The following is a 23,087-nucleotide window of genomic DNA, read 5'->3' as shown; positions in this document are numbered from 1 at the left end:
TTCTTGTCTCCCTCTTACTTCGCTTCGACCAGTTCGATGGCGCGCACATCCAGCTTCGATTTGTCCAGCGGATCATGCGGACGCGTCTCCAGCCAGAAGCGATACAGCAGGCTCTTTGCGGTATCGAGACGATAGTCGCTGCTGGCGCGCATGTCGGTGAGCGGCGCGTAGTCCTGGCCCAGCGCGAGCATCGCGGCTTGCGCGGTGGCTTCGTGCCAGTGGGCATCGGCGAGCACGGCTTCGGCATGCGTGGCGCGCTTCGGCGTCGCGGCCATGCCGCCATATGCGAGGCGCGGCTCGCGAATCGCGTCGCCGTCCGCGATGAAGGCGAACGCGGCGTACACGGCGGAAATGTCGGAGTCGAAGCGCTTCGACAGCTTGTAGGCGCGGAAGCGGAGGTTGGCGCGCTCAGCGCGACGCGTCGGCACGCGGATGGCGGCGACGAACTCGTTCTCCGCCATGTCCTTCTTCTGATACGCGATGTACAGGTCTTCGAGCGCCATCTCCCGCGTGCCGTCGACGCTCTGAAGCACGACGCGCGCATTCAATGCGATGAGGCCGGGCATCGAGTCGCCGATCGGCGAGCCGTTCGCAACGTTGCCGCCGAGCGTGCCCGCGTTGCGGATCGGCAGCGAGGCGAAGCGCTCGCGCGTCTCTTCGAGTTCGGGATAGGTCTTGACGAGCTCCGCATACGCGCGCTCGACCGTCACCCCCGCGCCGATCTCGATCCACTCGTCCGTCGTCTCGACGTGCTTGAACGATTCGATCTGCCCGACATAGACGATGTCGCCGAGATCGCGCAACTGCTTGGTCACCCACAGGCCGATGTCCGTGCTGCCCGCGAGAATGCGCACGTCCGGCTTCCCGGCCTTGATCTTCGCGAGCGCCTCGACGGTGCGCGGCGCATCGAACCGGCGGCCGGCGTGCTCGTAGTGGAAGGTGTCGTCGCGCCTGAGGGTGTCGAGCGTGCGCGCGAGCGCCTGCACATTGACGGGCGCGAGCGGCGCCTGATCGAACATGCGCTCGGCGGCATCGATGATCGGCCGATAGCCCGTGCAGCGGCACAGATTGCCCGTCAGCGCGTTGCTGATTTCCTGGCGCGACGGCGTCGTCTTTTCACACGCGCCGGCGCAACCCGTCGTCGCATGGCCGTGCTTTTCGTAGAGCGCGAACATCGACATCGCGAAACCCGGCGTGCAGAAGCCGCACTGCGAGCCGTGGCAGTCGACGAGCGCCTGCTGCACCGGATGCAGCGTGCCGTCCGGCTGGCGCAGATCCTCGACGGTGAAGAGCGCGCGGCCGTCGAGCGTCGGCAGGAACTGCACGCACGCGTTGACCGCCTTGAACGCGACGCCGCCCGCCCCGTCCGGCTCGCCGATGACGACCGTGCACGCGCCGCAGTCGCCTTCGGCGCAGCCTTCCTTGGTGCCGGTGCAGCGCGCGTCTTCGCGCAGATATTGCAGGACGGTGCGCGTCGTCGACGCGCCGCTCACTTCCTGGATCGCATTGCGGTGATAGAAGCGGATCGGCTGGTTGATCGGCTGAGTCATGGGAATCTGTCTCGCGGGGCTCGGTTGCTTCTTGCTGGTTGCGCGGGATGCGCAGCCGGTGGCTTGGCTGTTCGCGGGCGATGAATCGGATTGCTCCAATCGCCTCGATGGTTCGAAAGCTATCACCACCAAAAACCACAACCCATAGGCGGCATTGCATGAGCGACATATTCCTGCCCCGATATGTCGTCGAAGCCTTACCCGACAAGGCGCCCGGCGGGATTGTCCGGCCGGCCGGACAGGCAATTTGTCCCATCTGGTTACAAAACGAGCGCGACGCTGCGTCGCAACATATGTGACAATCATGTCTTCGCACCGAATTCAACCCCGCAATTTCCCTATGTCCTCCGAGCCCCGCTCCGCCGCCGCGCCGCAAGGCGATTTCGCCGCTACGCTCCGAATCCTGCCGGTGGTGCTGTACACGTTCCTCTGCTATCTGACGATCGGCATTCCGCTGGCGGTGCTGCCGGGCTTCGTGCACACGGATCTCGGCTACGGCTCGGTGATGGCGGGCGCGGCGATCAGCATCCAGTATTTCGCGACGCTCATGTCGCGGCCGCTCGCCGGCCGCACCGCCGACACGCTCGGCCCCAAGAAGACGGTGCTCTACGGTCTCGCGGCGTGCGCGGCGAGCGGCGTGCTGCTGCTCGGCTCGGCGCTGGCGGCGCAGTGGCATTCGGTGAGCCTCGCGCTGCTGGTGCTCGCGCGGCTGGTGCTCGGCTTCGGCGAAAGCTGGGTTGGCACGGGATCGATCACGTGGGGCATCGGGCGGGTGGGCGTGGCGAACAATGCGAAAGTGATTTCCTGGAACGGCATCGCGACATACGGAGCGCTCGCGATCGGCGCGCCGCTCGGCGTCGCGATCGATCATTCGCTCGGCTTCGCTTCGCTCGGGCTGATCGTGATCGCGCTGGGGGCCTTCGGCTACTGGCTCGCGACGCGCATGGCGAGCGTGCCCATCGTGCACGGCGAGCGCATGTCGTATCGCAGCGTGTTCTTCCGCGTGCTGCCGCATGGCTTGGGGCTCGCGCTCGGGTCGGCGGGCTTCGGCTCGATCGCGACGTTCATCACGCTCTTCTACGCCGCGCACAACTGGCCGAATGCGGCGCTGTCGCTCACCGTGTTCGGCACGATGTTCATCGGCGCACGGCTGCTCTTCGCCAACACGATCAAGGCCTATGGCGGGTTTCGCGTGGCGATCGTCTCGTTCTCGTGCGAGTGCGCCGGCTTGCTGATGCTGTGGATCGCCGCCGAACCGACGTTCGCGCTCGCGGGCGCGGCGCTGACCGGATTCGGCTTCGCGCTGGTGTTTCCGGCCCTCGGCGTGGAAGCGGTCGGGCTCGTGCCGCCCGCGAGCCGTGGCGCGGCGCTGTCGGCCTATTCGGTGTTTCTGGACTTGTCGCTCGGGCTGACGGGGCCGCTCGCGGGATATATCGCTGGCGAGCTGGGGTATGGGTCGGTGTTTCTGTTCGCCGCGCTGGCCGCGGCCGCGGCTGTGGCGTTGTCGGTCGCGCTTCATATGCGCGCGGGGCGCGGGGTGGGTGGGCCGGCTACGGCTTAGGTCTGTCGTTCCTTCTCGTGCGTTCAACGGGTTTCGTGAAACTTGTATTCGTGTCGGTCTATTGGCACTGCCCCTGTGCGGGGCGGCAGTCACTTTCTTTGCTGCTGCAAAGAAAGTAACCAAAGAAAGCAGCTTTGGGCCCAGGCAGACTCGTCATCATGGTTCGGCGTGGCCCAGCCCCTAAAGAGTGCTCTCATAGGCCTAACCGGGCTTGGATCGCGGAGCCACTGTGTCATCGCACCGTTTAACTGGCTGGTGCAGCATCAGCTAGCTCCGGCCCGCTGCGCGGCCGTCCGGTCAATCGGGTGTGCGTGTGCTTCTTTGCTTACGCTGCCATCTCACCGCATCCGCCAAACGTTGGTTTCCCTTGCATACCCTGCGGCAGCGCGCAGCGCGCAGCGCCGTGCCGGAACTCTTTGGTGCTGAACCAGCGCCCTTGGATGGCTAGCTCGTCAGACCGTGCACGAGCCAAGCCGCGTTAGTCCTATGAGGGCGGCACTTAGAGGCTGGACCACTCCGAACCATGACGACGCGTCCGCCTCAAGCACTCCGGGCCCAAAGCTGCTTTCTTTGGTCATTTTCTTTGCAGCAGCAAAGAAAATGACTGCCGCCCCGCACAGGGGCGGTGCCAATAGACCGACACGAATACAAGTTTCCCGCAAGCCGTGGCAAAACAAAACTCCCCATCACCCAAGCGCAAGCAAACACCCCGACCCGCCCCCCGTTTGTCTTAAAATCCCCGCTTGGCCCATTTGCGTCCGCTTTATGAACCCGACCTCGGAAGACCGTTGGCGCGATTTGCGCCCGGACCCGGACAGCGACACTCCGCTCTATCTTCAACTCGCCCGCAAGCTCGCCAACGCCATCCACGACAATCGCTGGAACGCAGGCGAAGCGCTGCCTTCCGAGCGCGTGCTGTCCGATGCGCTCGGGGTCTCGAGGATCACGTCGAGAAAGGCGATCGCGCTGCTCGTCGAACAAGGGCTGATTCGCCGCGAGCAAGGCGCCGGCAGCTTCATCACGCCGCGCTACGAAGATCCGCTGTCGCGCCTGTCGAGCTTCTCCGAGATGCTGCGCCGCCGCGGCTTCAAGCCGAGCTCGAGGTGGCTCTCCCGCACCATCGAGCCCGCCAACCGCGACGAGGTCATCCAGCTCGGCCTCTCGCCCGCCGCCACCGTCACACGACTGAAACGCCTGCGCCTTGCCGATGACATCGTGATGGCCGTCGAGAATTCCACGTTTCCCGCGTCGTGCATTCCCGACCCGCAAGCCATCGGCGATTCGCTCTACAGCTATCTGGATTCGCGCGGGCTTTCCATCGTGCGCGCGCTCCAGCACTTCCGCGCAGTCAACGCGAGCGACGAGATCGCGCAGCAGATGGGCATCGCGCCGCACGACGCGCTGCTGCTCATCACGCGCGTGGGCTACACCGCCGATCAGCGCGCGATCGAGCTCACCGACACCTACTGCCGCAACGACTACTACGACTTCGTCGCCGAGCTTCGCAAGTGAGCCGGCCAAATAAGCCCGCCCCATGACCGACACCGCCACAGCCACGCCGTCAGACCGATCGCTCTCCATCATGCTGTGGCTCGTCGCCACCGGCTTCTTCATGCAGACGCTGGACTCGACGATCGTCAACACCGCGCTTCCCGCGATGGCCCGCAGCCTCGGCGAAGCGCCACTGCGCATGCAGGGCGTCGTGATCGCCTACTCGCTCACGATGGCGATGATGATCCCCGTCTCCGGCTGGCTCGCCGACAAGCTCGGCACCCGGCGCGTGTTCCTCAGCGCGATCCTGATCTTCACGATCGGCTCGCTGTTGTGCGCGAACGCGCAATCGCTGGCGGCGCTGGTCGCGTATCGCGTCGTGCAGGGCGTCGGCGGCGCGATGCTGCTGCCGGTCGGACGCCTGGCCGTCTTGCGTGTGTTTCCGGCGGAACGCTATCTCTCCGCGCTGGCGTTCGTCGCGATTCCGGGCCTCATCGGCCCGCTCATCGGTCCGACGCTCGGCGGCTGGCTCGTGCAGATCGCGTCGTGGCACTGGATCTTTCTCATCAATGTGCCGGTCGGCGTGATCGGCTGTATCGCGACGCATCTCTACATGCCCGACAGCCGCGATCCGGCCACCGCGCCCTTCGATCTCGCAGGCTATCTGCTGCTCGCAGTCGGCATGGTCGCGCTCACCATCTCGCTCGACGGCCTCGCCGATCTCGGCCTGCAGCACGCCATCGTGATCGTGCTGCTCGTGCTGAGCTTCGGCTGCTTCGTCGCCTACGGCCTGCACGCGACGCGCGCCGCCCGGCCGATCTTCTCGCTCGATCTGTTCAAGATCCACACATTCAGCGTCGGCCTGCTCGGCAATCTGTTCGCGCGCATCGGCAGCGGCGCGATGCCTTATCTGATTCCGCTGCTCCTGCAAGTGAGCCTCGGCTACACGGCGTTCCAGGCCGGCATGATGATGCTGCCCGTCGCCGCCGCCGGCATGCTGTCCAAGCGCCTCGTGACGCGGCTCATCGAGCAGTTCGGCTACCGGCGCGTGCTGGTGGTGAACACCGTGCTCGTCGGCCTGATGATGGCGAGCTTCTCGCTCGCGAGCGCGCATCAGCCGCTGTGGCTGCGGCTCGTGCAGCTGGCGGTCTTCGGCGCCGTCAACTCGATGCAGTTCACCGCGATGAACACGCTCACGCTCAAGGACCTCGGCACCGGCGGCGCGAGCAGCGGCAACAGCCTCTTCTCGCTCGTGCAGATGCTCTCGATGAGCCTCGGCGTGACCGTCGCCGGCGCGATTCTCTCGACCTTCACCGGGCTTTTACCGCAAGTGACGGCGTCGAACTCGCTGCCCGCATTCCACGCGACGTTCCTGTGCGTCGGCATCATCACGGCGGCAACGGCGTGGATTTTCGGACAGCTCGCGCCGGAAGTGCGCGCGGCGCGCAGAAAGCCCGATCCGTCGGAATCGAACTGAAGGCGGCGGTTCGCCCGCGCACCGTGACGGTGCCAGCGCGCACACTCACGCGGCGTGCGCTCCCGAGCGTGCGGCACGGTCGTCCAATCCGCACACCAATACCCGCGCCATGCAAGCCCGATGCCCGCCGCGAGCCGCTTGGATATTGAATTTGCACGCTTTTTGCTCGAACGTCCGGGTGGCGATCCTTTAAACTATCTCATTAAATTCACCGCCTGATGCATCGACACCATGAGCATGGTTGATCTCGACCCTCCCCGCTTCCAGCCGCCCCGCCCCGTCGCCGGCGACGACGGATCGCGTCGCACCGTGCTGTACGGCGAGTACACCGTTTTCAGCGTGTTCCAGCCCGTGTTCTCCGTATCGCACCGGCGCGCGATCGGCTATCACGCATCCCTGCGCGCCCGCGACGACGCACATCGTCACATTCCGTCGCACGAAGTGTTCACGCAGGCCGCGCGGCGTGGCGATCTGCTCGAACTCGGCCGGCTCGCGGAGTCGCTGCATCTGGGCAATTTCAACGCGTTCGACAGCCACGACGAATGGCTCTTCCTGAGCCTGCATCCCGCCGCGCTGATGGACACGAGCTACGGCGACGCGCTGCTCGCGTCGCTCAAGGACATCGGCCTGCCGCCGCAGCGCGTGGTGCTCGAAGTGCCCGAGCAGGCGGGCGGCGAGACGACGCGCTTCGCCGAGATCGTCGATTCGCTGCGCAAGTCGGGCTTCCTGATCGCGCTCGACGGCTTCGGCGTGAAACATTCGAACATCGATCGCGTGTGGCACTTGCGGCCCGACATCGTGACGCTCGACCGGTGCATCCTGCAGCAGGCAACCGAGCACTCGCATATCGAGCGTGTGCTGCCGCGGCTCGTGTCGCTCCTGCACGAATCCGGCCAGCTCGTGCTGATGGGCGGCCTCGCGACCGAGCGCGACGCGCTGATCGCGCTGGAATGCAATGTCGACTTCGTGCAGGGCGCCTATTTCGCGCAGCCGAGCGTCGAAGCGGTGCATCCTCAGGTCGCCGCGAGCGTGATGGACGCGCTTTCGGCCGCTTCGCGCGAGCGGATCGCCGCGCGCGAGCGCGCGCAGGCGGCGCGTCTGGAGCCGTACGTGAGCGGGCTCGAGCGCGCCTCGGTCAAGCTGATGGAAGGCGAGACGCTCGTCGCCGCGACGAGCGAGCTGCTGCAGCTCATCGACACCGCCCGCTGCTTCCTGCTCGACCAGGCCGGACGGCAGATCGGCGATAACGTCGTGCCGGTCGTGCGCACGTCGCAGCGCGCGAAGCGCTTCAGCCCGCTTCTGCATTCCGAGGGCGCGAGCTGGGAACGCCGGCCGTATTTCATCGAGGCGCTGCGCGCGCCGGGGCGCGTGCATCTGACGGCGCCTTATTTGTCGATCAACGAGGCGCACCTGTGCGTGACGGCGTCGATCGCCGCGCAAACGCCGTACGGCTTGCAGGTGCTGTGCGTCGACATCAACTGGGAAGCGGCGCCGAAAAGGCGGTGACTTATCCGCAGTCGGACACAGAAAAGCCTTCTCCGCTCGGGAAGGCTTTTTTGTGTCCGGTGACCCGTCCCCGCGAGAGTCTGCCGCGATGGGCGCCCGGACGATGCGCCACTTGCCACCGAGCCGCTAGGCGTCCTGCCCTGGCTCGGGGCGGACGAGATCGAATCCGGCGAGCGCGAGCACGCCGGAGAGCACGATGAGCGCGGTGGAATGGCGACCGAAATACAGCAGCGCGGCCGCCGACCAGGCCGCGAGGCAGAGGCCTGCGAAGCGTTTCATGATGCTCCCTGATGAAGCGGGGAAAAAAGCGGCGGCGTCACCCGAAGCGCGCGCCAAGGAAATATTTTAGTTTCCCGCTCGAGCACCCGCACGAGCGGCCCGGATCACTGAAAAAACACGACGGCCCCTGTTCGAACCAGCTTTGAAAGACTACATAGGTGGCTGAGACCCAGCATTTGGCTTTTCGCGGTTAGTGATCCGAACGATCTCATTCGATCGTGGGAGACGAATGAAACCTCGAAAAAACAAAAAGCCGGACCGGCACAAAACCGGTACGGCTTCTTTTCGATTCGACGAATCGCGCAGATTTACACGCCGAAATTCTTCGCCGCGAAATCCCAGTTCACGATGTTCCAGTAAGCCTCGATGAACTTCGGACGCGCATTGCGATAGTCGATGTAGTACGCATGCTCCCACACGTCGAGGGTCACGAGCGGCTTCGCGTCCGTCGTGAGCGGCGTCGCGGCGTTGCTCGTCGACACGATGTCCACCGTACCGTCGGTCTTCTTCACGAGCCAGGTCCAGCCGGAGCCGAACGTGCCGGCCGCGACCTTTGCAAATTCTTCCTTGAACTTGTCGTAAGAGCCGTACTTCGCGTTGATCGCGTCAGCCAGCGCGCCGGTCGGTGCGCCGCCGCCCTTCGGCGACAGGCTGTTCCAGAAGAAGGTGTGATTCCAGACTTGCGCTGCGTTGTTGAACACGCCGCCCGAGGATTTCTTCACGATCTCTTCGAGAGGCAGGTTCTCGAATTCGGTGCCGGGGATCAGCTTGTTCAGGTTCGTCACATAGGCTTGGTGGTGCTTGCCATAGTGATACTCGAGCGTTTCTTCCGACATGTTCGGAGCGAGCGCGCTCTTGTCGAACGGCAGCGGCGGGAGCGTATGTTCCATGATGCGAGCTTCCTTTCTATGTGGATTGTGGGACTGTGAGGAGTGAGGCAGTGGAGCAATGGATTGTAGGCGAGTTGGGATAACCCAGCAAACCGTGTGCCCTTTATGAGGAAGATCGCTTTCGAATCGCCTCGGGCGGCGTAAAAAGTGCTCCCGCGGACATCTTCGGGCACGTCAAATGTACGTCGGCTCACGTCTTGCATCAGGCTCAGAATTCGTCTGACAGACGGGCCTGGACATCGGCGAGCAGCACGTCCGCCGACCCTTCCGCCAGATGAACCGTCAGCGGACGCTTCGGTTTGAGCGCATTCGGCGCACGCAGTGCTCGCCCAGTCTGGGTGTCGATCAGTGCGGCATAGCCTCGCTCCAGTGTGCGCTGCGGACTCAGCACCTGCAAGCGCGCCGCCAGTTCCGAAACCCGCGCGTTTTCGCGCTCGCGGCGCCGCTCGTGCGCGCTCGTGACGCGTTGCGCAAGACGCAGCAGATGTTCGCGTTGCGCGGCGACGTCCGGACGCCTGCGCTGCCAGCGGTACAGCACCAGCGCGAAATGCGCGCGCGCATCGCGCACGGGCCGCGCGCCCGCCGCAACGAGACGGCTCGCCAGTTGCCGCAGATGCGCGCGTTGCCGCGCGAGCCGCTCGGCGGGACTCACGAGCCGGCGCGCGAGCCAGTCGAGCTGCTGGGCGCGGCGCTCCATCATCCGGCCGAAGCCGCGCGCGAGCGCCGCGTGACGATGATCGAGATCGCGCAACAGGAGCACGCGCTGCGGACTGACGAGCTCGGCGGCGGCGGTGGGCGTCGGCGCGCGCACGTCCGCGGCGAAGTCCGCGATGGTGAAATCCGTCTCGTGGCCGACGCCGCTCACCACCGGCAGCGCGCTTGCCGCGATCGCGCGCGCGAGCACTTCCTCGTTGAATGCCCACAGATCCTCGATCGATCCGCCGCCCCGGCACACGATCAGCACATCCACTTCGCGCCGGGCGTTCGCGGCCTCGACCATCGCCGCGAGTTTCGCGCCCACGCCCGCGCCCTGCACCGGCGCCGGATACACGACGATCGGCACATGCGGCGCGCGGCGCGCGAGCGTCGTTAGCACGTCGCGCAAGGCGGCCGCCTGCAGCGAGGTCACGATGCCGATGCCGCGCGGATGCGCCGGCAATGCACGTTTGCGCTCGGCCGCGAAAAGCCCTTCGCTTTCGAGCTGCGCCTTCAGGCGCAGGAACGCTTCATAGAGCCGGCCTTGTCCCGTGCGCCGCACCGCCTCCACGTTCAATTGCAGCTCGCCGCGCGGCTCGTACATCGTGACGAGCGCGCGCACCTCGATCTTGTCGCCTTCGCGCGGCGTGAACTCGGCGTACTGCGCGCGTCCGCGGAACATCACGCAACGCATCTGCGCGTTCGCGTCCTTGATCGAGAAGTACCAGTGGCCGCTCGCCGCGCGCGTGAAATTCGACACCTCGCCCGATACCCAGACGAGCGGAAACGACCGCTCGAGCATCGTGCTGATCGCTCGGTTGAGCACGGAAACGGGGATCACGGCGTCGCCGCTTTGCGACGGCAGGGAATCGGGAGTCATGGCTGGACCGGAAAAATACTGGGCGCAACGGCCGATGGAGCGGACGGCAAAGCCGCTTGACGAGGTACGCAAGTGTAACAAGTGTCCACATAGAAAGACTTACCGCCACGGTCGCAGCAGACCCGCCGGAGGCCGATGGGTTCGTTCTAACCAATTGATTTAAATAGACTAATTTCTTACGGACACGGTAATCCCCGAAGCAACTCCATCCTCATGCGGATTTCCGGTTGTCGGGCCGCAAGTTCTTCACAGAGTTATCCACAGGCGCGCGGATCGTCCCGCACGAAGCCTCGAACGCCATCGGCGACTGGCGCGCACGGCCCGCGCGCGCTAGAGTGCCGGGTTCCAGTACCGGCCGGCGCCGGGAAAGCGACACTCCGACACTCGCTTCGCGCCATCGTCGCCGTCGCCGTCGCCGGACCATCGTCCAACGCCAACCGAATCCGAGGAGCTGCCGTTGCACGCCATGCCGTACCCGACTTCCTTCCCGCATGCGTTCGGCGCGAAGGCGGTCCATGTCTGATTTCAAGCCGCCGCTCGAGAACTTTCTCGCCCGCGAATGGCGCCGTCGCGGTCCCGTCGCGTGGGCGCTGACGCCGTTCGCCTGCATCTTCGGCGCGATCGCCGCGACACGGCGTGCCTTCTACGAACTGGGCTGGATCAAGCGCGTCGATCCCGGCGTGCCGGTGGTCGTCGTGGGCAACGTGACCGTCGGCGGGACGGGCAAGACGCCGACCGTCATCGCGCTCGTCGAGGCGCTGCGCGCCGCCGGGTTCCAGCCAGGCGTGATCTCGCGCGGCTACGGCGCGAAAGTCGCGAAGCCGACCAGCGTGACGCCGACGAGCGCGGCCGCATCGGTCGGCGACGAGCCGCTCCTGATCGCGCGCCGCACGCACGCGCCGGTGTTCGTCTGTCCGGATCGCGTGGCGGCGGCGAAGGCGCTGCTCGCGGCGCATCCGAACGTCGACGTCCTCGTCTCCGACGACGGCCTGCAGCACTATCGGCTGGTCCGCGCGTTCGAACTCGTCGTGTTCGACGACCGCCTGGGCGGCAACGGCTTTCTGCTGCCCGCGGGCCCGTTGCGCGAGCCGATGTCGCGCCGCCGGGACGCGACGCTTATCAACAGTCCGTACGAGCGCACATTGCCGCCGTGGCCGAACACGTTCGCGCTCGAACTCGAATCCGGCGATGCGTGGCTGCTCGACGATCCCTCGGTGCGCCGCCCGCTCGAACAGTTCGCGGGAGAGAAAGTGGCCGCGGCGGCGGGCATCGGCTCGCCCGAGCGCTTCTTCGCCACGCTGCGCGCGGCGGGCATCGCGCCCGCGACGCGCGCCTTCCCGGATCACTATTCGTATCGCGAGAATCCGTTTGCCGGCGTGGAAGCCGACGCGATCCTGATCACCGAAAAGGATGCAGTAAAATTGGGGGCCTGGCGCGACGCACGCATCTGGGTCGTTCCCGTGCAAGCCGTGCTCAGGCCGCGCCTCATCGCTCTTGTTGTGGAGAAACTCCGTGGACGCACGTCTGCTTGAAATCCTCGTTTGCCCGATCTGCAAAGGCCCGCTCAGTTACGATCGCGCGGCGCAGGAACTCGTCTGCAGCGCGGACAAGCTCGCCTATCCGATCCGTGACGGCATCCCCGTGATGCTCGTCGACGAAGCGCGCCAGACGGTCGAAGGCACCCCCGTCGAGCCGCTCAAGCCGGCCGGCGACGCCTGAATCCATCAGACATGTCCGTTCCGTTCATCGCGGTCATTCCCGCGCGCCTCGCGTCCACCCGTCTGCCGAACAAGCCGCTCGCCGATATCGGCGGCAAGCCGATGGTCGTGCGCGTCGCCGAGCGCGCGCGCGAATCGGGCGCGAGCCAGGTGCTCGTCGCGACCGACTCGGATCGCGTGGTCGAAGCCGCGCGCGATCACGGCATCGAAGTGATGATGACGCGCTCCGATCATCCCACCGGCACGGACCGCCTCGCCGAAGTGGCGACGCGCCTCGGCTGGAGCGACGACACCATCGTCGTCAACGTGCAGGGCGACGAGCCGCTCATCGACCCGCAACTCGTGCGCGATGTCGCCGCGCACCTGGCTGCGCACGCCGAATGCGCGATCGCCACGGCCGCGCATCCGATTCACGATCCCGCGGACGTATTCAATCCGAACGTCGTCAAAGTCGTGCTCGATGCGAAGAGCGTCGCGCTCTACTTCTCGCGCGCGCCGATTCCATGGACACGCGATCTCTGGCAGCCGCACTGGCCCGACGTCGCCGCGCTCGGAAAACTGCCTTCCGTGCCCGAGAACGTGCTGCGCCACATCGGGCTCTACGCCTATCGCGCGAAGTTCCTGCGCGACTTCCCGAACCTCGCACAGGCGCCGATCGAAGCCGCCGAAGCGCTCGAGCAACTGCGCGCGCTGTGGCACGGCGAGCGCATCGCCGTGCGCGTGACGCACGACGCGCCGCCGCCGGGTGTCGATACGCCCGCCGATCTCGAACGCGTCCAGGCGCTCTTTCCCCGATCGAACTGAAAGCCGCGGCACAACCCGTGTAAACCCGTCGGACGCCCATTCGGCGCGGGTCGTGGCTTTTTCTATCCGCGTTATTACGGTCGCGATCGTAAAGAGCCGTGGCATAATCAAGCGATTGCGCGAGCCTTCCGGTCAGCGCCACGCTCAACGTTGCGCCGCTGTCCGCGGGTGCCCGCCGTCTCCTTTCGGCCGCGCGCCCTGTCGTCGACGCCGCACGAGCCAAGCCACCGGATGTCCATTGAGCCTCGCGGCTTGAAGCGGTTTATAGACGATTCGGAGATATCACCATGCGTTTGATCCTGTTGGGCGCACCCGGTGCGGGCAAGGGCACCCAGGCAAACTTCATCAAGGAGAAATTCGGCATTCCGCAGATTTCCACCGGCGACATGCTGCGCGCGGCCGTCAAGGCGGGCTCGCCGCTCGGCGTCGAGGCGAAGCGCTACATGGATGCGGGCGAGCTGGTGCCGGATTCGCTCATCATCAATCTCGTGAAGGAACGCCTGCAGGCAGACGACTGCAAGAACGGCTATCTCTTCGATGGCTTCCCGCGCACGCTGCCACAAGCCGAGGCGATGAAGGACGCCGGCGTCGCGATCGACTACGTGCTCGAGATCGACGTGCCGTTCGACGAGATCATCACGCGCATGAGCGGCCGCCGCGTGCATGCGGCATCGGGTCGCACGTATCACGTCAAGTTCAATCCGCCGAAGGTCGACATGACCGACGACGTCACCGGCGAGCCGCTGATCCAGCGCGACGACGACAAGGAAGAGACCGTGAAGAAGCGTCTCGACGTGTATGTCGCGCAGACCAAGCCGCTGATCGCGTACTACAACGACTGGGCGAAGAACGGCGCGTCCAGCGGTCTCAGGGCGCCGGAGTATCGCAAGATCTCGGGTCTCGGCACGGTCGATGAAATCCGCACGCGCGTGTTCGAAGCGTTGAAGTAAAGCGCGCTTCGCCTTGCATTCGATGAAACCCGCTCTCGACGAGCGGGTTTTTTTGTGCCCGCGAATTCGCATGAGCGATGTGCGATTCTGCATTCACCGGCTTCGCTACAATCGACGCGATCCCACGAGGACAGTCACCGGCGCGAGCGGCACCCACCCCTGCCCTCGCACGCACGAATCACATAAAGGAGAAGAAGCATGGAGATGCAAGGCAACGTCTTTCTGATCACCGGCGGCGCATCTGGCCTCGGCGCTGCGACCGCGCGGCTCGTGGCGGCGCTTGGCGGAAAGGTCGTGCTCGCCGACATGAACGACGCCGCGGGCGAAGCGCTCGCGAAAGAGCTGTCCGGCGCGTTCGTCAAATGCGACGTGAGCCAGGAAAGCGACGGCCAGCGCGCCGTCGATGCCGCATTGAGCCTCGGCACGCTGCGCGGCCTCGTGAACTGCGCGGGCATCGCGCCCGCGGCGAAGACCGTCGGCCGCGACGGTCCGCACGCGCTCGATCTCTTCACGAAGGTGATTTCGGTGAATCTCATCGGCACCTTCAACATGATCCGCCTCGCGGCCAACGCGATGTGGAAGAACGAAGCGAACGCTGCGGGCGAGCGCGGCGTGATCGTGAACACGGCGTCGGTTGCGGCATACGACGGGCAGATCGGCCAGGCGGCCTACGCGGCGTCGAAGAGCGGCGTCGCCGGCATGACGCTGCCGATCGCGCGCGACCTGAGCAAGAGCGGCATCCGCGTGATGACGATCGCGCCGGGGCTTTTCGAAACGCCGATGCTGCTCGGCATGCCGAAGGAAGTGCAGGACGCGCTCGGCGCGATGGTGCCGTTCCCGTCGCGCCTCGGCAAGCCGGACGAATACGCGATGCTCGTCAAGCAGATCTTCGACAACCCGATGCTCAACGGCGAAGTGATCCGCCTCGACGGCGCGATCCGCATGCAGCCGAAGTGACGCTTCGGATGTGAAAACGGCGGCTTTCTCTCGAAGGCCGCCGTCCGCGTTCAGTCGCCGTTGTGCTGCGTGCGCTGTCGCAACTCGTGCAGCTCGGTTTCGACGACCGTCGCATCCTCGGCGTCCGGACGGTCTTCGAGATAACGCTGCAGGTCTTCCAGCGCCGGACGCAGATAATCGAGCCGCGCATACGCGAAGCCGCGATCGCGCACTTCCTCGATGCTGTTCGGCAGCGCGATCACGAGCCGCTGCTGAACCGCCAGCAGACGCTGCCAGCGCTCCGTCTGCAAGTAGATGCCCTTCAGATTGCGCAACATGCGCGCGACGATCTCGCGCCGCGTCGCGGGCTGCAGCAGCACGCGCAGCGCGCTGCCGATCGATTCGCCCACGCGCTGCACGTACGGCTCCAGCATCTCGACCATCTGCGCTTCGGAGAGCGTCTGACCGGTCGTCGGATCGAGCATCAGATCCTGGCCGGGCGTCGCGACGCGCAGCAGGAAATGTCCGGGGAACGACACGCCGCGCACCGGCAAGCCGAGCTGCTCGGCCATTTCCAGATAGACCACCGCGAGCGAGATCGGAATGCCGCGCCGCCGGCGCAGCACGACGTTCAGATGGCTGTTGTCGGGGTCGTAGTAATCGTTGAGATTGCTGGAGAAACCCAGCTCGCGGAAGAAATAACGATTGAGCGCATCGACTTTCTGCTTCACGTCCGCATCGTCGGGCATGCGGCGGCGGGCGCGCACGACGAGCTCGTCGATCTCCGCGAGCGCCGCCTGCATGTCGAGATCGGGATAGGCATCCTGCGCGAGCGACAACGCCGCCTCCGTGAGCGGAAGGCTGTCGTCTTCCGCCATCAGCGAAGAGAAATATTCGAGGATACGCGTTGTCGTCATCAAAGCGTTCGTCTCTTGAAGTAGGCGTATTTGAAGCCCATCGCGGACAGAATACCGAAATATAGCGCGGCGAACACGACGAGGCTCGCACCCAGCAGCGCAATGCGCACGAACGGCGTCGCGCGCATGCCGATCCAGTCGAAGCTGATCGCCACCCAGTGCATCGTGCCCGCAAGAATCAGGCACGCGCCGAGCAGCTGCACGAAGAAGCGCAGCCAGCCCGGCGACGGACGGTAGATCTTGCGGCGGCGCAGGCCCGCGAACAGCAGGGCCGCGTTGGCGAGCGCGCCGAGACCGATCGAAAGCGTCAGACCCGCATGAGAAAAGATCGGCACGAAGATGTAGTTGCTCACCTGGGTCATCACGAGCACGAAGACCGCGATCTTCACCGGCGTCTTGATGTCCTGCTTCGCGTAGAAGCCGGGCGCGAGAATCTTGATGAGGATGAGGCCGACCAGCCCGATCCCGTACGCCGACAGCGCACGGCCCACCATCACGACGGAATGGTTGTCGAACTTGCCGTAGTGAAAGAGCGTTGCGGTGAGCGGCTCGGCGAAGAAGAAGAGCGCGATCGCGCTCGGCGCGGCCAGCAGGAACGTGATGCGCAGACCCCAGTCCAGCAGCGCCGAGTATTCGTCGTTGTCGGCATCGACATGCGCTTTCGAGAGGCTCGGCAAGAGAATCGTGCCGAGCGCCGCGCCGAGCAGCGCGGTGGGAAATTCCATCAGCCGGTCGGCGTAATTGATCCACGACACGGCGCCCTGCCCGATGTTCGACGCGATATTCGTGTTGATGATGAGGCTCAGTTGCCCGACCGACACCGCGAAAGTCGCGGGCACCATCTTCGCGAGCACGCGCTTCACGCCCGGATGCGCGAGCGCTCGCGTAAACGAAAGGCCGATGCGCGGCACCATGTCGATCTTCTTCAGCCCCGGCAGCTGCACGAGCAACTGCAGGATGCCGCCCGCGATCACCGCATACGCGAGCGCATACACCGGCACCTTGAGATGCGGCGCGACGAACACCGCCGCGAAGATGAACGCGACGTTCAGCAACACCGGTGCGAACGCGGGCAGCGAAAACTGCTTGTAGGTGTTGAGCACGCCGGAGGCAAGCGTCGTCATCGAGATGAAGACGATGTACGGGAACATGATGCGCGTCATCTGGACGGCAAGTCCGTAGGCGGTTCCTTCGTGCTCGAGCCCCGACGCGACCGCGAACACCACCCAGCCCGCGCCGGCCATGCCGACCAGCGACAGCACGACGAGTCCCCAGGTGAGCACGGTCGACATCGCGTCGACGAGCGCCTTGGTCGGATCGTGACCTCGGCTGTTCTTGAACTCGGCGAGGATCGGCACGAACGCCTGCGCGAACGCGCCTTCCGCGGACAGACGCCGCAGCAGGTTGGGAATGCGGAACGCGACGTAAAACGCGTCGGTGTAGAGACTGGCGCCGAAAGCTCGGGCGATCAGCGTTTCGCGGATCAGGCCGGTCACGCGCGACAGCAGCGTGAAGCCGCTGACCGTCAGGAGGGCTCGGAATAGATTCATGGGGCGCTTATTATACGGGGCGCGTGCTGCGCACCTACCAGACGCCGCCCATTGCCGGCGGAAAGCCCCCGATATTGACCGGCCGCCTCGAATCGACCGCAATCTGGCGCGCTCCACGCCGCGCTTGTCACGTCTCATATTCCCTTGCTATAATCGCGGGTTTCGACGCTCCGGTTAGGCGCACCCACGCCGAAAGCAGTTCGCTTCGCGTCTTTCCCGGCCCCGCGCCGGCGATGTTTTAAAGGTTCTCGGGCAATCGTTCCCGGGATTTCAGATCAAAGGCAGCGCGCACCGATCACCGCTTCCGGCCCCGAGCCGGGCCAGAAGGTGAAGCCCGCTCCGGACAAGTAACAGCAGGAACAGGATAAGGAACCGTCATGGCAAATACCGCACAAGCTCGCAAGCGCGCCCGTCAGGCCGCCAAAGCCAACTCGCACAACTCGGCGCTGCGCTCGAAGTTCCGCACGGCCATCAAGGCAGTTCGCAAGGCTATCGAAGCCGGCGATCAGGCCAAGGCCGCCGAAGTGTTCAAGGCGTCGGTCAAGACGATGGACATCATCGCGGACAAGAAGATCGTCCACAAGAACAAGGCCGCTCGCCACAAGAGCCGCCTGGCTGCAGCCATCAAGGGCCTGCAAGCCCCCGCCGCCCAGTAATTCCGGCCCGCTTCGGGCGGGCGCCGCCTGGTCCTCGCGACCGGGCGCTCGTCGAAGCAGCTTCCTGTTTCCGCTGCGCAGTAATGAAAAAGCCCGCTTCGTGCGGGCTTTTTTGCGTCTGTTCCTGCGTCTGTTCGTTTGCGTGTCGCCTTCAGCGGCGCTTCAGGTCTGCTGCTGAGTCTGCGTGCCGTGATGCGGCGGCAACTCGCACGCCTCGGTCACCACCAGATCGTTGTCCTTTGCGAAGTTCAGCACGAAGTCGAAAGCCATCGGTTCGATATCGCGCAGGCGGGAATCGACGATCACGACCTTGATGTCGCCGATCATCGTCGGACGAACGTAGATGGAGTATTGCAGGCGCGCGTTCGGCCCTTTCGCCTTGGGCCCAAACCCCGACATCACACCGCACAGGCGTTCCGACCAGTCGCTCGGCCGAAACTTCCGCCCGCTCTTGGTGATGCCTTGTATGAAGTATTCGGTAGGGGATGATTCAGCCATGTAGCAATACCTGTTGACGGCCGGTGGCGCGCACCAGCGAACGCACACCCCGGAAAACGGGAACCGCGAGGGCCAGCGCAGCGATGGGCGCAGGGCGGTTCTTCGCGAGCCGGTCCTATGAAAGGACCGTCCGCGCCCGCGACAGGATGGCGGACTCGACAGCACTGGGTCATTCACCGCGTAATCCGGGCGCGCAACAATACGCCGACCGGACTCTTGCGAATCCTTCGCCGCCCATGCGCGTGAAACGGTGCTTAATGTTGCAGAACTGTTGAAACGAGCGACCGCAATTATACAGCAGCGGCCTTCTTTCCGCAGCGCACACAAGCATCCGCCGCATCGCTCCGGGCCATGCCGGGGCCGCCGGCCGGGCTCGTACGCGCACCGTCGTCCTTTTGGCCAGCCTCGTCAAACATCGCAAAATCCTTTATGCTCAAATGCGATACCACTCACGACGGCGGCGCCGTCCGGGCCTGAGCCATCGCATATGTGCGACGCGCAGCGCGCCGGTTCGAAGCCGCCGCTTGCGTTTCATGACCGCCAAGAAAATTCGCCACTATCTCCAGTTCAAGGATTTTTCGCTCGACGACTACGAGTACGTGCTCGAACGCGCGCGCATCCTGAAGCGCAAGTTCAAGAATTACGAGACCTATCATCCGCTGCACGACCGTACGCTCGCGATGATCTTCGAGAAGAGCTCGACGCGCACGCGCCTCTCTTTCGAAGCGGGCATCTTCCAGCTGGGCGGCCACGCGGTGTTCATGAACACGCGCGACACGCAGCTGGGCCGCGGCGAGCCGATCGAGGATTCGGCGCAGGTCATCTCGCGGATGGTCGACATCATCATGATCCGCACGTTCGGGCAGGACATCATCCGGCGCTTTGCCGAAAGCTCGCGGGTGCCGGTCATCAACGGGCTGACCAACGAATATCACCCGTGCCAGGTGCTCGCGGACATCTTCACGTTCTACGAGCATCGCGGGCCGATTCACGGCAAGACCGTCGCCTGGGTCGGCGATGCGAACAACATGCTCTACACGTGGATCGAGGCCGCGCAGATCCTCGGCTTCAGGCTGCGCCTGTCGACGCCGCCGGGCTACAAGCTGGATCGCGCGCTGGTGTCGGAGGAAAGCGCGCCCTTCTACGAGGAATTCGACGACCCGAACGAGGCCTGCGCGGGCGCGGATCTCGTCACCACGGATGTCTGGACCAGCATGGGCTTCGAGGCCGAGAACGAGGCGCGCATGAAGGCGTTCGCGGACTATTGCGTCGATGCCGAGATGATGGCGCGCGCCAATCCCGATGCGCTCTTCATGCACTGCCTGCCCGCGCATCGCGGCGAGGAAGTGAGCGCGGAGGTCATCGACGGCCCGCAGAGCGTCGTCTGGGACGAGGCGGAGAATCGTCTGCACGTGCAGAAGGCGCTGATGGAGTATCTGCTGCTCGGCAAGCTCAACCACTGAGCGAGCTCCCGAAAGCCCGCGTATTCCAAATTTGCGGAGGCGCGGCCTTTTAATGTCAAAATAGTGTTTTTTCCGCGCACTTCATGCCCGTCGCGCGCCCGGCGGACGCGAAGCGGCGCACAACCGCCGCACCTGGCTTTTCAGCACACGAGTTCACCATGAGCGATATCAAGAAAGTCGTGCTCGCCTATTCGGGCGGTCTCGACACCTCCGTCATCCTGAAATGGTTGCAGGACAACTACGACGCCGAAGTCGTCACCTTCACGGCCGACATCGGCCAGGGCGAGGAACTGGAGCCCGCGCGCAAGAAGGCGCTCCAGCTCGGCATCAAGCAGGAAAACATCTTCATCGAAGACCTGCGTGAAGAGTTCGTCCGCGATTTCGTGTTCCCGATGTTCCGGGCGAACACCATCTACGAAGGCGAGTATCTGCTCGGCACGTCGATCGCGCGTCCGCTGATCGCGAAGCGCCAGATCGAGATCGCCCGCGCGACCGGCGCGCAGGCCGTCTCGCACGGCGCGACCGGCAAGGGCAACGACCAGGTGCGCTTCGAGCTCGGCTATTACTCGCTCGAGCCGGGCATCAAGGTGATCGCGCCGTGGCGCGAATGGGACCTGCTCTCGCGCGAAAAACTGCTCGCGTACGCCGAGAAGGCCGGCATTCCGATCGAAATGAAGCACAAGCAAGGCGGCGCGCCCTACTCGATGGACGCGAACCTGCTGCACATCTCGTTCGAAGGCCGCCATCTGGAAGACCCGAAGGCCGAGGCCGAAGCCGAAATGTGGCGCTGGACCGTGTCACCGGAAGAGGCGCCGGATCAGGCGGAATACATCGATATCGAATACGAGAAGGGCGACCCGGTCGCGCTGAATGGCAAGCGCCTGTCGCCGGCCGAGATGCTGACCGAGCTGAACCGCTTGGGCGGCAAGCACGGCATCGGCCGCCTGGATCTGGTCGAGAACCGCTACGTCGGCATGAAGTCGCGCGGCTGCTATGAAACGCCGGGCGGCACGATCATGCTGAAGGCGCACCGCGGCATCGAGTCGATCACGCTCGATCGCGAAGTCGCGCACCTGAAGGACGATCTGATGCCGCGCTACGCCTCGCTGATCTACAACGGCTACTGGTGGAGTCCGGAGCGCCGCGCGCTGCAGGTGCTGATCGACCACACGCAGGAGAAGGTCAACGGCTGGGTGCGCGTGAAGCTGTATAAGGGCAGCGTGTCGGTCGTGGCGCGCGATTCGAAGGAAACGCTGTTCGACAAGACCATCGCGACCTTCGACGACGACGGCGGCGCCTACAACCAGGCCGACGCCGGCGGCTTCATCAAGCTGAACGCGCTGCGCATGCGCATCGCCGAGAACGCGCGCCGCAAGCGCGGCGCGTAATTCCCTGCTTCAATAGCGAAAAACCCGCCGGACTTCCGTTCGGCGGGTTTTTGTTTTTGCGGCCTGCGTTCGAATCAGAGGCAGACCGGCTCCATCTCCAGCTCGACGTCGAAGCGCGCGAGCACGTCGCGCCTGATCGCTCCGGCGAGCTCGAGCACCTGCGCGCCCGTCGCGCCGCCGCGATTCACGAGCACGAGCGCCTGACGATCGTGCACCGCCGCCCCGCCGATGCCGCGCCCTTTCCAGCCGCATCGGTCGATCAGCCAGCCGGCCGCGAGCTTCACCCGTCCGTCGGCTTGCGGATACGACACGACGCCGGGTTCCCGCGCGCGCAGCGCGTCGAACGCTTGCGCGCTCACGACCGGATTCTTGAAGAAGCTGCCCGCGTTACCGAGCACGGTCCAGTCGGGCAGCTTGGCGCGACGAACGGCGACGACCGCGTCGAAAATGGCCTGCGCGTCGCACTTCGCGGCGCCTTCGAGCGCGCGCGCGACATCCGCGTACTCGGCGCGCGGCGTCCACGCCTTCGGCAACCGGAACACGACCGACGTGATCATGAAGCGCCCGCGTCCAGCCCGCTTGAAAAAGCTGTCGCGATAACCCAATGCGCATGCGGCGCGATCGAACTCCACGCGTTCGCCGGTGGCGAGTTCGACCGCGCCGAGCCGCTCGAAGCGCTCGCCCATTTCGAGCCCGTATGCGCCGATGTTCTGAATCGGCGCCGCGCCGACCGTGCCCGGAATCAGCGCGAGGTTTTCGAGCCCCGGCATGCCCTGTGCGAGCGTCCACGCGACGAAATCGTGCCAGTTCTCGCCCGCTCCCGCCTCGACGAGCCACGCGTCGTCGTCCTCGCCGATCACGCGTTTCCCCGCGATGCCGACGACCAGCGCGACGCCGTCGAAATCGCGCGTCAGCACGATATTGCTGCCGCCGCCGAGCACCAGTTGCGCCATGTTCGCGATGCGCCTGTCGGCCGCGATGGCGACGGCGGCCTCGACACTGTCAATTTTCATCGCATGACGCGCGCGCACGTCGAAGCCGAACGTGTTGTGCGTTCGCAGCGAGTAGTCGGCGACGAGTTCGGGCGCGAGGGATGCGTGGGACATGAATAACCGCGTGGCGAGGCTGGAGAATCGGCGCGGCCTTGGGGAAACCGGAGGCGCGTCGGTAGAATGACGGGAGATCGAATTATATACACATGAAATTGCGCGAGCCGCGCCCGCGCGCTCGCCTCAACGAAGGAGAATTCAGATGCCATCGTTTGACGTCGTCAGCGAAGCAAACATGATCGAAGTGAAGAACGCAATCGAGCAATCGAACAAGGAAATCTCGACGCGCTTCGACTTCAAGGGTTCGGATTCACGCGTCGAGCAGAAGGAGCGCGAACTCACGCTCTACGCCGACGACGATTTCAAGCTCGGCCAGGTGAAGGACGTTCTGCTGAACAAGATGGCCAAGCGCGGCGTCGACGTGCGTTTTCTCGACTACGGCAAGCAGGAGAAGATCGGCGGCGACAAGCTGAAGCAGGTCGTCACGGTGAAGAAAGGCGTGTCGGGCGATCTGGCAAAGAAGATCGTCAAGATCGTGAAGGACAGCAAGATCAAGGTGCAGGCAAGCATTCAGGGCGATACGGTGCGCGTGCAGGGCGCCAAGCGTGACGATCTGCAAGGCGCCATTGCGCTGCTCAAGAAGGAAGTCACGGATACGCCGCTCGACTTCAACAACTTCCGCGACTGATTTCTTGCTGCCGCAGATGTGAAAAAGCCGTTCCGGCGATCGGAAGCCGGAACGGCTTTTTTATGGTTCATCGAGCTTTTCCGGGGAACGCGGCGCGGATCTTGAGGAAGAAGTATTCCTCGTCGCGATACCCGTAGGCG

The 23,087-nt window shown here is 64.9% G+C and carries 22 protein-coding genes; 14 read left to right on the top strand and 8 right to left on the bottom strand.

Annotation, left to right across the window (positions count from 1 at the left end):
• Positions 1 to 14 precede the first annotated feature (14 nt).
• Entirely contained in the window at positions 15 to 1,538 is a 1,524-nt protein-coding gene (xdhA, locus tag AWB83_RS16050; protein WP_087046690.1) for a xanthine dehydrogenase small subunit, read from the bottom strand.
• A 170-nt stretch (positions 1,539 to 1,708) separates the two neighbouring features.
• Here xdhA and AWB83_RS36500 point away from each other — a divergent pair, with 170 nt between their 5' ends.
• From AWB83_RS36500 to AWB83_RS16020, 5 genes are all read left to right on the top strand, one after another.
• Entirely contained in the window at positions 1,709 to 1,849 is a 141-nt protein-coding gene (locus AWB83_RS36500) for a hypothetical protein (RefSeq protein WP_159463056.1), read from the top strand.
• A gap of 41 nt (positions 1,850 to 1,890) precedes the next feature.
• A complete protein-coding gene (locus AWB83_RS16045) occupies positions 1,891 to 3,111 on the top strand; it encodes an MFS transporter (protein ID WP_087046560.1) in 1,221 nt (406 codons plus the stop codon).
• Between the two features lie 765 nt (positions 3,112 to 3,876).
• The gene (locus AWB83_RS16030) at positions 3,877 to 4,623 is read left to right on the top strand and encodes a GntR family transcriptional regulator (protein WP_087046557.1); all 747 of its coding nucleotides are present in this window, start codon (positions 3,877 to 3,879) and stop codon (positions 4,621 to 4,623) included.
• A gap of 22 nt (positions 4,624 to 4,645) precedes the next feature.
• Positions 4,646 to 6,079, top strand: coding sequence for a multidrug transporter subunit MdtD (mdtD, locus tag AWB83_RS16025; protein WP_087046556.1), 1,434 nt, complete (start codon positions 4,646 to 4,648; stop codon positions 6,077 to 6,079).
• Positions 6,080 to 6,310: 231 nt separating this feature from the next.
• Entirely contained in the window at positions 6,311 to 7,585 is a 1,275-nt protein-coding gene (locus tag AWB83_RS16020; RefSeq protein ID WP_087046555.1) for an EAL domain-containing protein, read from the top strand.
• Between the two features lie 126 nt (positions 7,586 to 7,711).
• Here AWB83_RS16020 and AWB83_RS36805 read toward each other — a convergent pair whose 3' ends face one another.
• From AWB83_RS36805 to xseA, 3 genes are all read right to left on the bottom strand, one after another.
• Positions 7,712 to 7,864, bottom strand: a complete 153-nt coding sequence (locus tag AWB83_RS36805; RefSeq protein WP_167389122.1) for a hypothetical protein — start codon at positions 7,862 to 7,864, stop codon at positions 7,712 to 7,714.
• 308 nt (positions 7,865 to 8,172) lie between these two features.
• Complete coding sequence (locus AWB83_RS16015; RefSeq protein WP_087046554.1) at positions 8,173 to 8,754, bottom strand: superoxide dismutase; 582 nt, start codon at positions 8,752 to 8,754, stop codon at positions 8,173 to 8,175.
• A 208-nt stretch (positions 8,755 to 8,962) separates the two neighbouring features.
• On the bottom strand, positions 8,963 to 10,330 hold the full coding sequence (gene xseA, locus AWB83_RS16010; RefSeq protein ID WP_087046553.1) for an exodeoxyribonuclease VII large subunit: 1,368 nt from the start codon (positions 10,328 to 10,330) through the stop codon (positions 8,963 to 8,965).
• A gap of 515 nt (positions 10,331 to 10,845) precedes the next feature.
• Here xseA and lpxK point away from each other — a divergent pair.
• The 5 genes from lpxK to AWB83_RS15985 all read left to right on the top strand — a co-directional run bounded on the left by lpxK (position 10,846) and on the right by AWB83_RS15985 (position 14,759).
• Positions 10,846 to 11,862 (top strand): tetraacyldisaccharide 4'-kinase, encoded by a 1,017-nt coding sequence (lpxK, locus tag AWB83_RS16005; RefSeq protein WP_087046552.1) that lies wholly within the window; start codon positions 10,846 to 10,848, stop codon positions 11,860 to 11,862.
• Positions 11,843 to 12,049 carry a Trm112 family protein gene (locus AWB83_RS16000; protein ID WP_016346147.1) on the top strand — a complete coding sequence of 69 codons (207 nt, stop codon included), beginning with the start codon at positions 11,843 to 11,845 and terminating at the stop codon, positions 12,047 to 12,049. The genes lpxK and AWB83_RS16000 overlap by 20 nt, the downstream gene beginning before the upstream one ends.
• Positions 12,050 to 12,060: 11 nt before the next feature.
• Positions 12,061 to 12,852 carry a 3-deoxy-manno-octulosonate cytidylyltransferase gene (kdsB, locus tag AWB83_RS15995; protein WP_087046551.1) on the top strand — a complete coding sequence of 264 codons (792 nt, stop codon included), beginning with the start codon at positions 12,061 to 12,063 and terminating at the stop codon, positions 12,850 to 12,852.
• 287 nt (positions 12,853 to 13,139) lie between these two features.
• Positions 13,140 to 13,802 (top strand): adenylate kinase, encoded by a 663-nt coding sequence (adk, locus tag AWB83_RS15990; RefSeq protein ID WP_087046550.1) that lies wholly within the window; start codon positions 13,140 to 13,142, stop codon positions 13,800 to 13,802.
• 198 nt (positions 13,803 to 14,000) lie between these two features.
• The gene (locus AWB83_RS15985) at positions 14,001 to 14,759 is read left to right on the top strand and encodes a 3-hydroxyacyl-CoA dehydrogenase (RefSeq protein ID WP_087046549.1); all 759 of its coding nucleotides are present in this window, start codon (positions 14,001 to 14,003) and stop codon (positions 14,757 to 14,759) included.
• Between the two features lie 50 nt (positions 14,760 to 14,809).
• Here the strand turns inward: AWB83_RS15985 and AWB83_RS15980 are convergent, their stop codons facing one another.
• The gene (locus AWB83_RS15980) at positions 14,810 to 15,655 is read right to left on the bottom strand and encodes a SirB1 family protein (protein WP_087046548.1); all 846 of its coding nucleotides are present in this window, start codon (positions 15,653 to 15,655) and stop codon (positions 14,810 to 14,812) included.
• Positions 15,655 to 17,205: a murein biosynthesis integral membrane protein MurJ gene (gene murJ / locus AWB83_RS15975; protein ID WP_087046547.1), complete on the bottom strand. Its 1,551-nt coding sequence runs from the start codon at positions 17,203 to 17,205 to the stop codon at positions 15,655 to 15,657. Before murJ ends, AWB83_RS15980 begins: the two co-directional genes overlap by 1 nt.
• A 377-nt stretch (positions 17,206 to 17,582) precedes the next feature.
• Here murJ and rpsT point away from each other — a divergent pair, with 377 nt between their 5' ends.
• Positions 17,583 to 17,861 (top strand): 30S ribosomal protein S20, encoded by a 279-nt coding sequence (rpsT, locus tag AWB83_RS15970; protein WP_087046546.1) that lies wholly within the window; start codon positions 17,583 to 17,585, stop codon positions 17,859 to 17,861.
• A gap of 162 nt (positions 17,862 to 18,023) precedes the next feature.
• On the opposite strand, the gene AWB83_RS15965 is transcribed toward rpsT, so the two are convergent.
• The gene (locus tag AWB83_RS15965; protein WP_087046545.1) at positions 18,024 to 18,359 is read right to left on the bottom strand and encodes a DUF3579 domain-containing protein; all 336 of its coding nucleotides are present in this window, start codon (positions 18,357 to 18,359) and stop codon (positions 18,024 to 18,026) included.
• Between the two features lie 533 nt (positions 18,360 to 18,892).
• On the opposite strand from AWB83_RS15965, the gene argF reads away from it, so the two are divergent.
• Both argF and AWB83_RS15955 read left to right on the top strand, forming a co-directional pair.
• A complete protein-coding gene (gene argF / locus AWB83_RS15960) occupies positions 18,893 to 19,822 on the top strand; it encodes an ornithine carbamoyltransferase (RefSeq protein ID WP_087046544.1) in 930 nt (309 codons plus the stop codon).
• Positions 19,823 to 19,980: 158 nt separating this feature from the next.
• Positions 19,981 to 21,210, top strand: coding sequence for an argininosuccinate synthase (locus AWB83_RS15955; RefSeq protein WP_087046689.1), 1,230 nt, complete (start codon positions 19,981 to 19,983; stop codon positions 21,208 to 21,210).
• A 74-nt stretch (positions 21,211 to 21,284) separates the two neighbouring features.
• Here the strand turns inward: AWB83_RS15955 and murB are convergent, their stop codons facing one another.
• Positions 21,285 to 22,316 (bottom strand): UDP-N-acetylmuramate dehydrogenase, encoded by a 1,032-nt coding sequence (gene murB / locus AWB83_RS15950; RefSeq protein WP_087046543.1) that lies wholly within the window; start codon positions 22,314 to 22,316, stop codon positions 21,285 to 21,287.
• 145 nt (positions 22,317 to 22,461) lie between these two features.
• On the opposite strand from murB, the gene AWB83_RS15945 reads away from it, so the two are divergent.
• The gene (locus AWB83_RS15945) at positions 22,462 to 22,947 is read left to right on the top strand and encodes a YajQ family cyclic di-GMP-binding protein (protein ID WP_087046542.1); all 486 of its coding nucleotides are present in this window, start codon (positions 22,462 to 22,464) and stop codon (positions 22,945 to 22,947) included.
• The last annotated feature ends 140 nt before the right edge of the window (positions 22,948 to 23,087 follow it).

It is taken from the genome of Caballeronia ptereochthonis, from assembly GCF_001545075.1.
Classification (GTDB): domain Bacteria; phylum Pseudomonadota; class Gammaproteobacteria; order Burkholderiales; family Burkholderiaceae; genus Caballeronia; species Caballeronia ptereochthonis.
The sequence above is the reverse complement of the archived record's forward strand: the minus strand, read 5'-3'. Positions and strand labels throughout refer to the sequence as shown.

What these genes read in the sequence shown, in the direction of transcription:
- murJ (WP_087046547.1), bottom strand. Translation starts at nt 17,205, where the DNA reads ATGAATCTATTCCGAGCCCTCCTGACGGTCAGCGGCTTCACGCTGCTG.
- adk (WP_087046550.1), top strand. Translation starts at nt 13,140, where the DNA reads ATGCGTTTGATCCTGTTGGGCGCACCCGGTGCGGGCAAGGGCACCCAG.
- AWB83_RS16020 (WP_087046555.1), top strand. Translation starts at nt 6,311, where the DNA reads ATGAGCATGGTTGATCTCGACCCTCCCCGCTTCCAGCCGCCCCGCCCC.
- AWB83_RS15980 (WP_087046548.1), bottom strand. Translation starts at nt 15,655, where the DNA reads ATGACGACAACGCGTATCCTCGAATATTTCTCTTCGCTGATGGCGGAA.
- AWB83_RS36500 (WP_159463056.1), top strand. Translation starts at nt 1,709, where the DNA reads ATGAGCGACATATTCCTGCCCCGATATGTCGTCGAAGCCTTACCCGAC.
- AWB83_RS15985 (WP_087046549.1), top strand. Translation starts at nt 14,001, where the DNA reads ATGGAGATGCAAGGCAACGTCTTTCTGATCACCGGCGGCGCATCTGGC.
- AWB83_RS15965 (WP_087046545.1), bottom strand. Translation starts at nt 18,359, where the DNA reads ATGGCTGAATCATCCCCTACCGAATACTTCATACAAGGCATCACCAAG.
- murB (WP_087046543.1), bottom strand. Translation starts at nt 22,316, where the DNA reads ATGTCCCACGCATCCCTCGCGCCCGAACTCGTCGCCGACTACTCGCTG.
- mdtD (WP_087046556.1), top strand. Translation starts at nt 4,646, where the DNA reads ATGACCGACACCGCCACAGCCACGCCGTCAGACCGATCGCTCTCCATC.
- AWB83_RS16030 (WP_087046557.1), top strand. Translation starts at nt 3,877, where the DNA reads ATGAACCCGACCTCGGAAGACCGTTGGCGCGATTTGCGCCCGGACCCG.
- xseA (WP_087046553.1), bottom strand. Translation starts at nt 10,330, where the DNA reads ATGACTCCCGATTCCCTGCCGTCGCAAAGCGGCGACGCCGTGATCCCC.
- rpsT (WP_087046546.1), top strand. Translation starts at nt 17,583, where the DNA reads ATGGCAAATACCGCACAAGCTCGCAAGCGCGCCCGTCAGGCCGCCAAA.
- AWB83_RS15945 (WP_087046542.1), top strand. Translation starts at nt 22,462, where the DNA reads ATGCCATCGTTTGACGTCGTCAGCGAAGCAAACATGATCGAAGTGAAG.
- AWB83_RS36805 (WP_167389122.1), bottom strand. Translation starts at nt 7,864, where the DNA reads ATGAAACGCTTCGCAGGCCTCTGCCTCGCGGCCTGGTCGGCGGCCGCG.
- AWB83_RS15955 (WP_087046689.1), top strand. Translation starts at nt 19,981, where the DNA reads ATGAGCGATATCAAGAAAGTCGTGCTCGCCTATTCGGGCGGTCTCGAC.
- AWB83_RS16045 (WP_087046560.1), top strand. Translation starts at nt 1,891, where the DNA reads ATGTCCTCCGAGCCCCGCTCCGCCGCCGCGCCGCAAGGCGATTTCGCC.
- lpxK (WP_087046552.1), top strand. Translation starts at nt 10,846, where the DNA reads ATGTCTGATTTCAAGCCGCCGCTCGAGAACTTTCTCGCCCGCGAATGG.
- kdsB (WP_087046551.1), top strand. Translation starts at nt 12,061, where the DNA reads ATGTCCGTTCCGTTCATCGCGGTCATTCCCGCGCGCCTCGCGTCCACC.
- AWB83_RS16015 (WP_087046554.1), bottom strand. Translation starts at nt 8,754, where the DNA reads ATGGAACATACGCTCCCGCCGCTGCCGTTCGACAAGAGCGCGCTCGCT.
- argF (WP_087046544.1), top strand. Translation starts at nt 18,893, where the DNA reads ATGACCGCCAAGAAAATTCGCCACTATCTCCAGTTCAAGGATTTTTCG.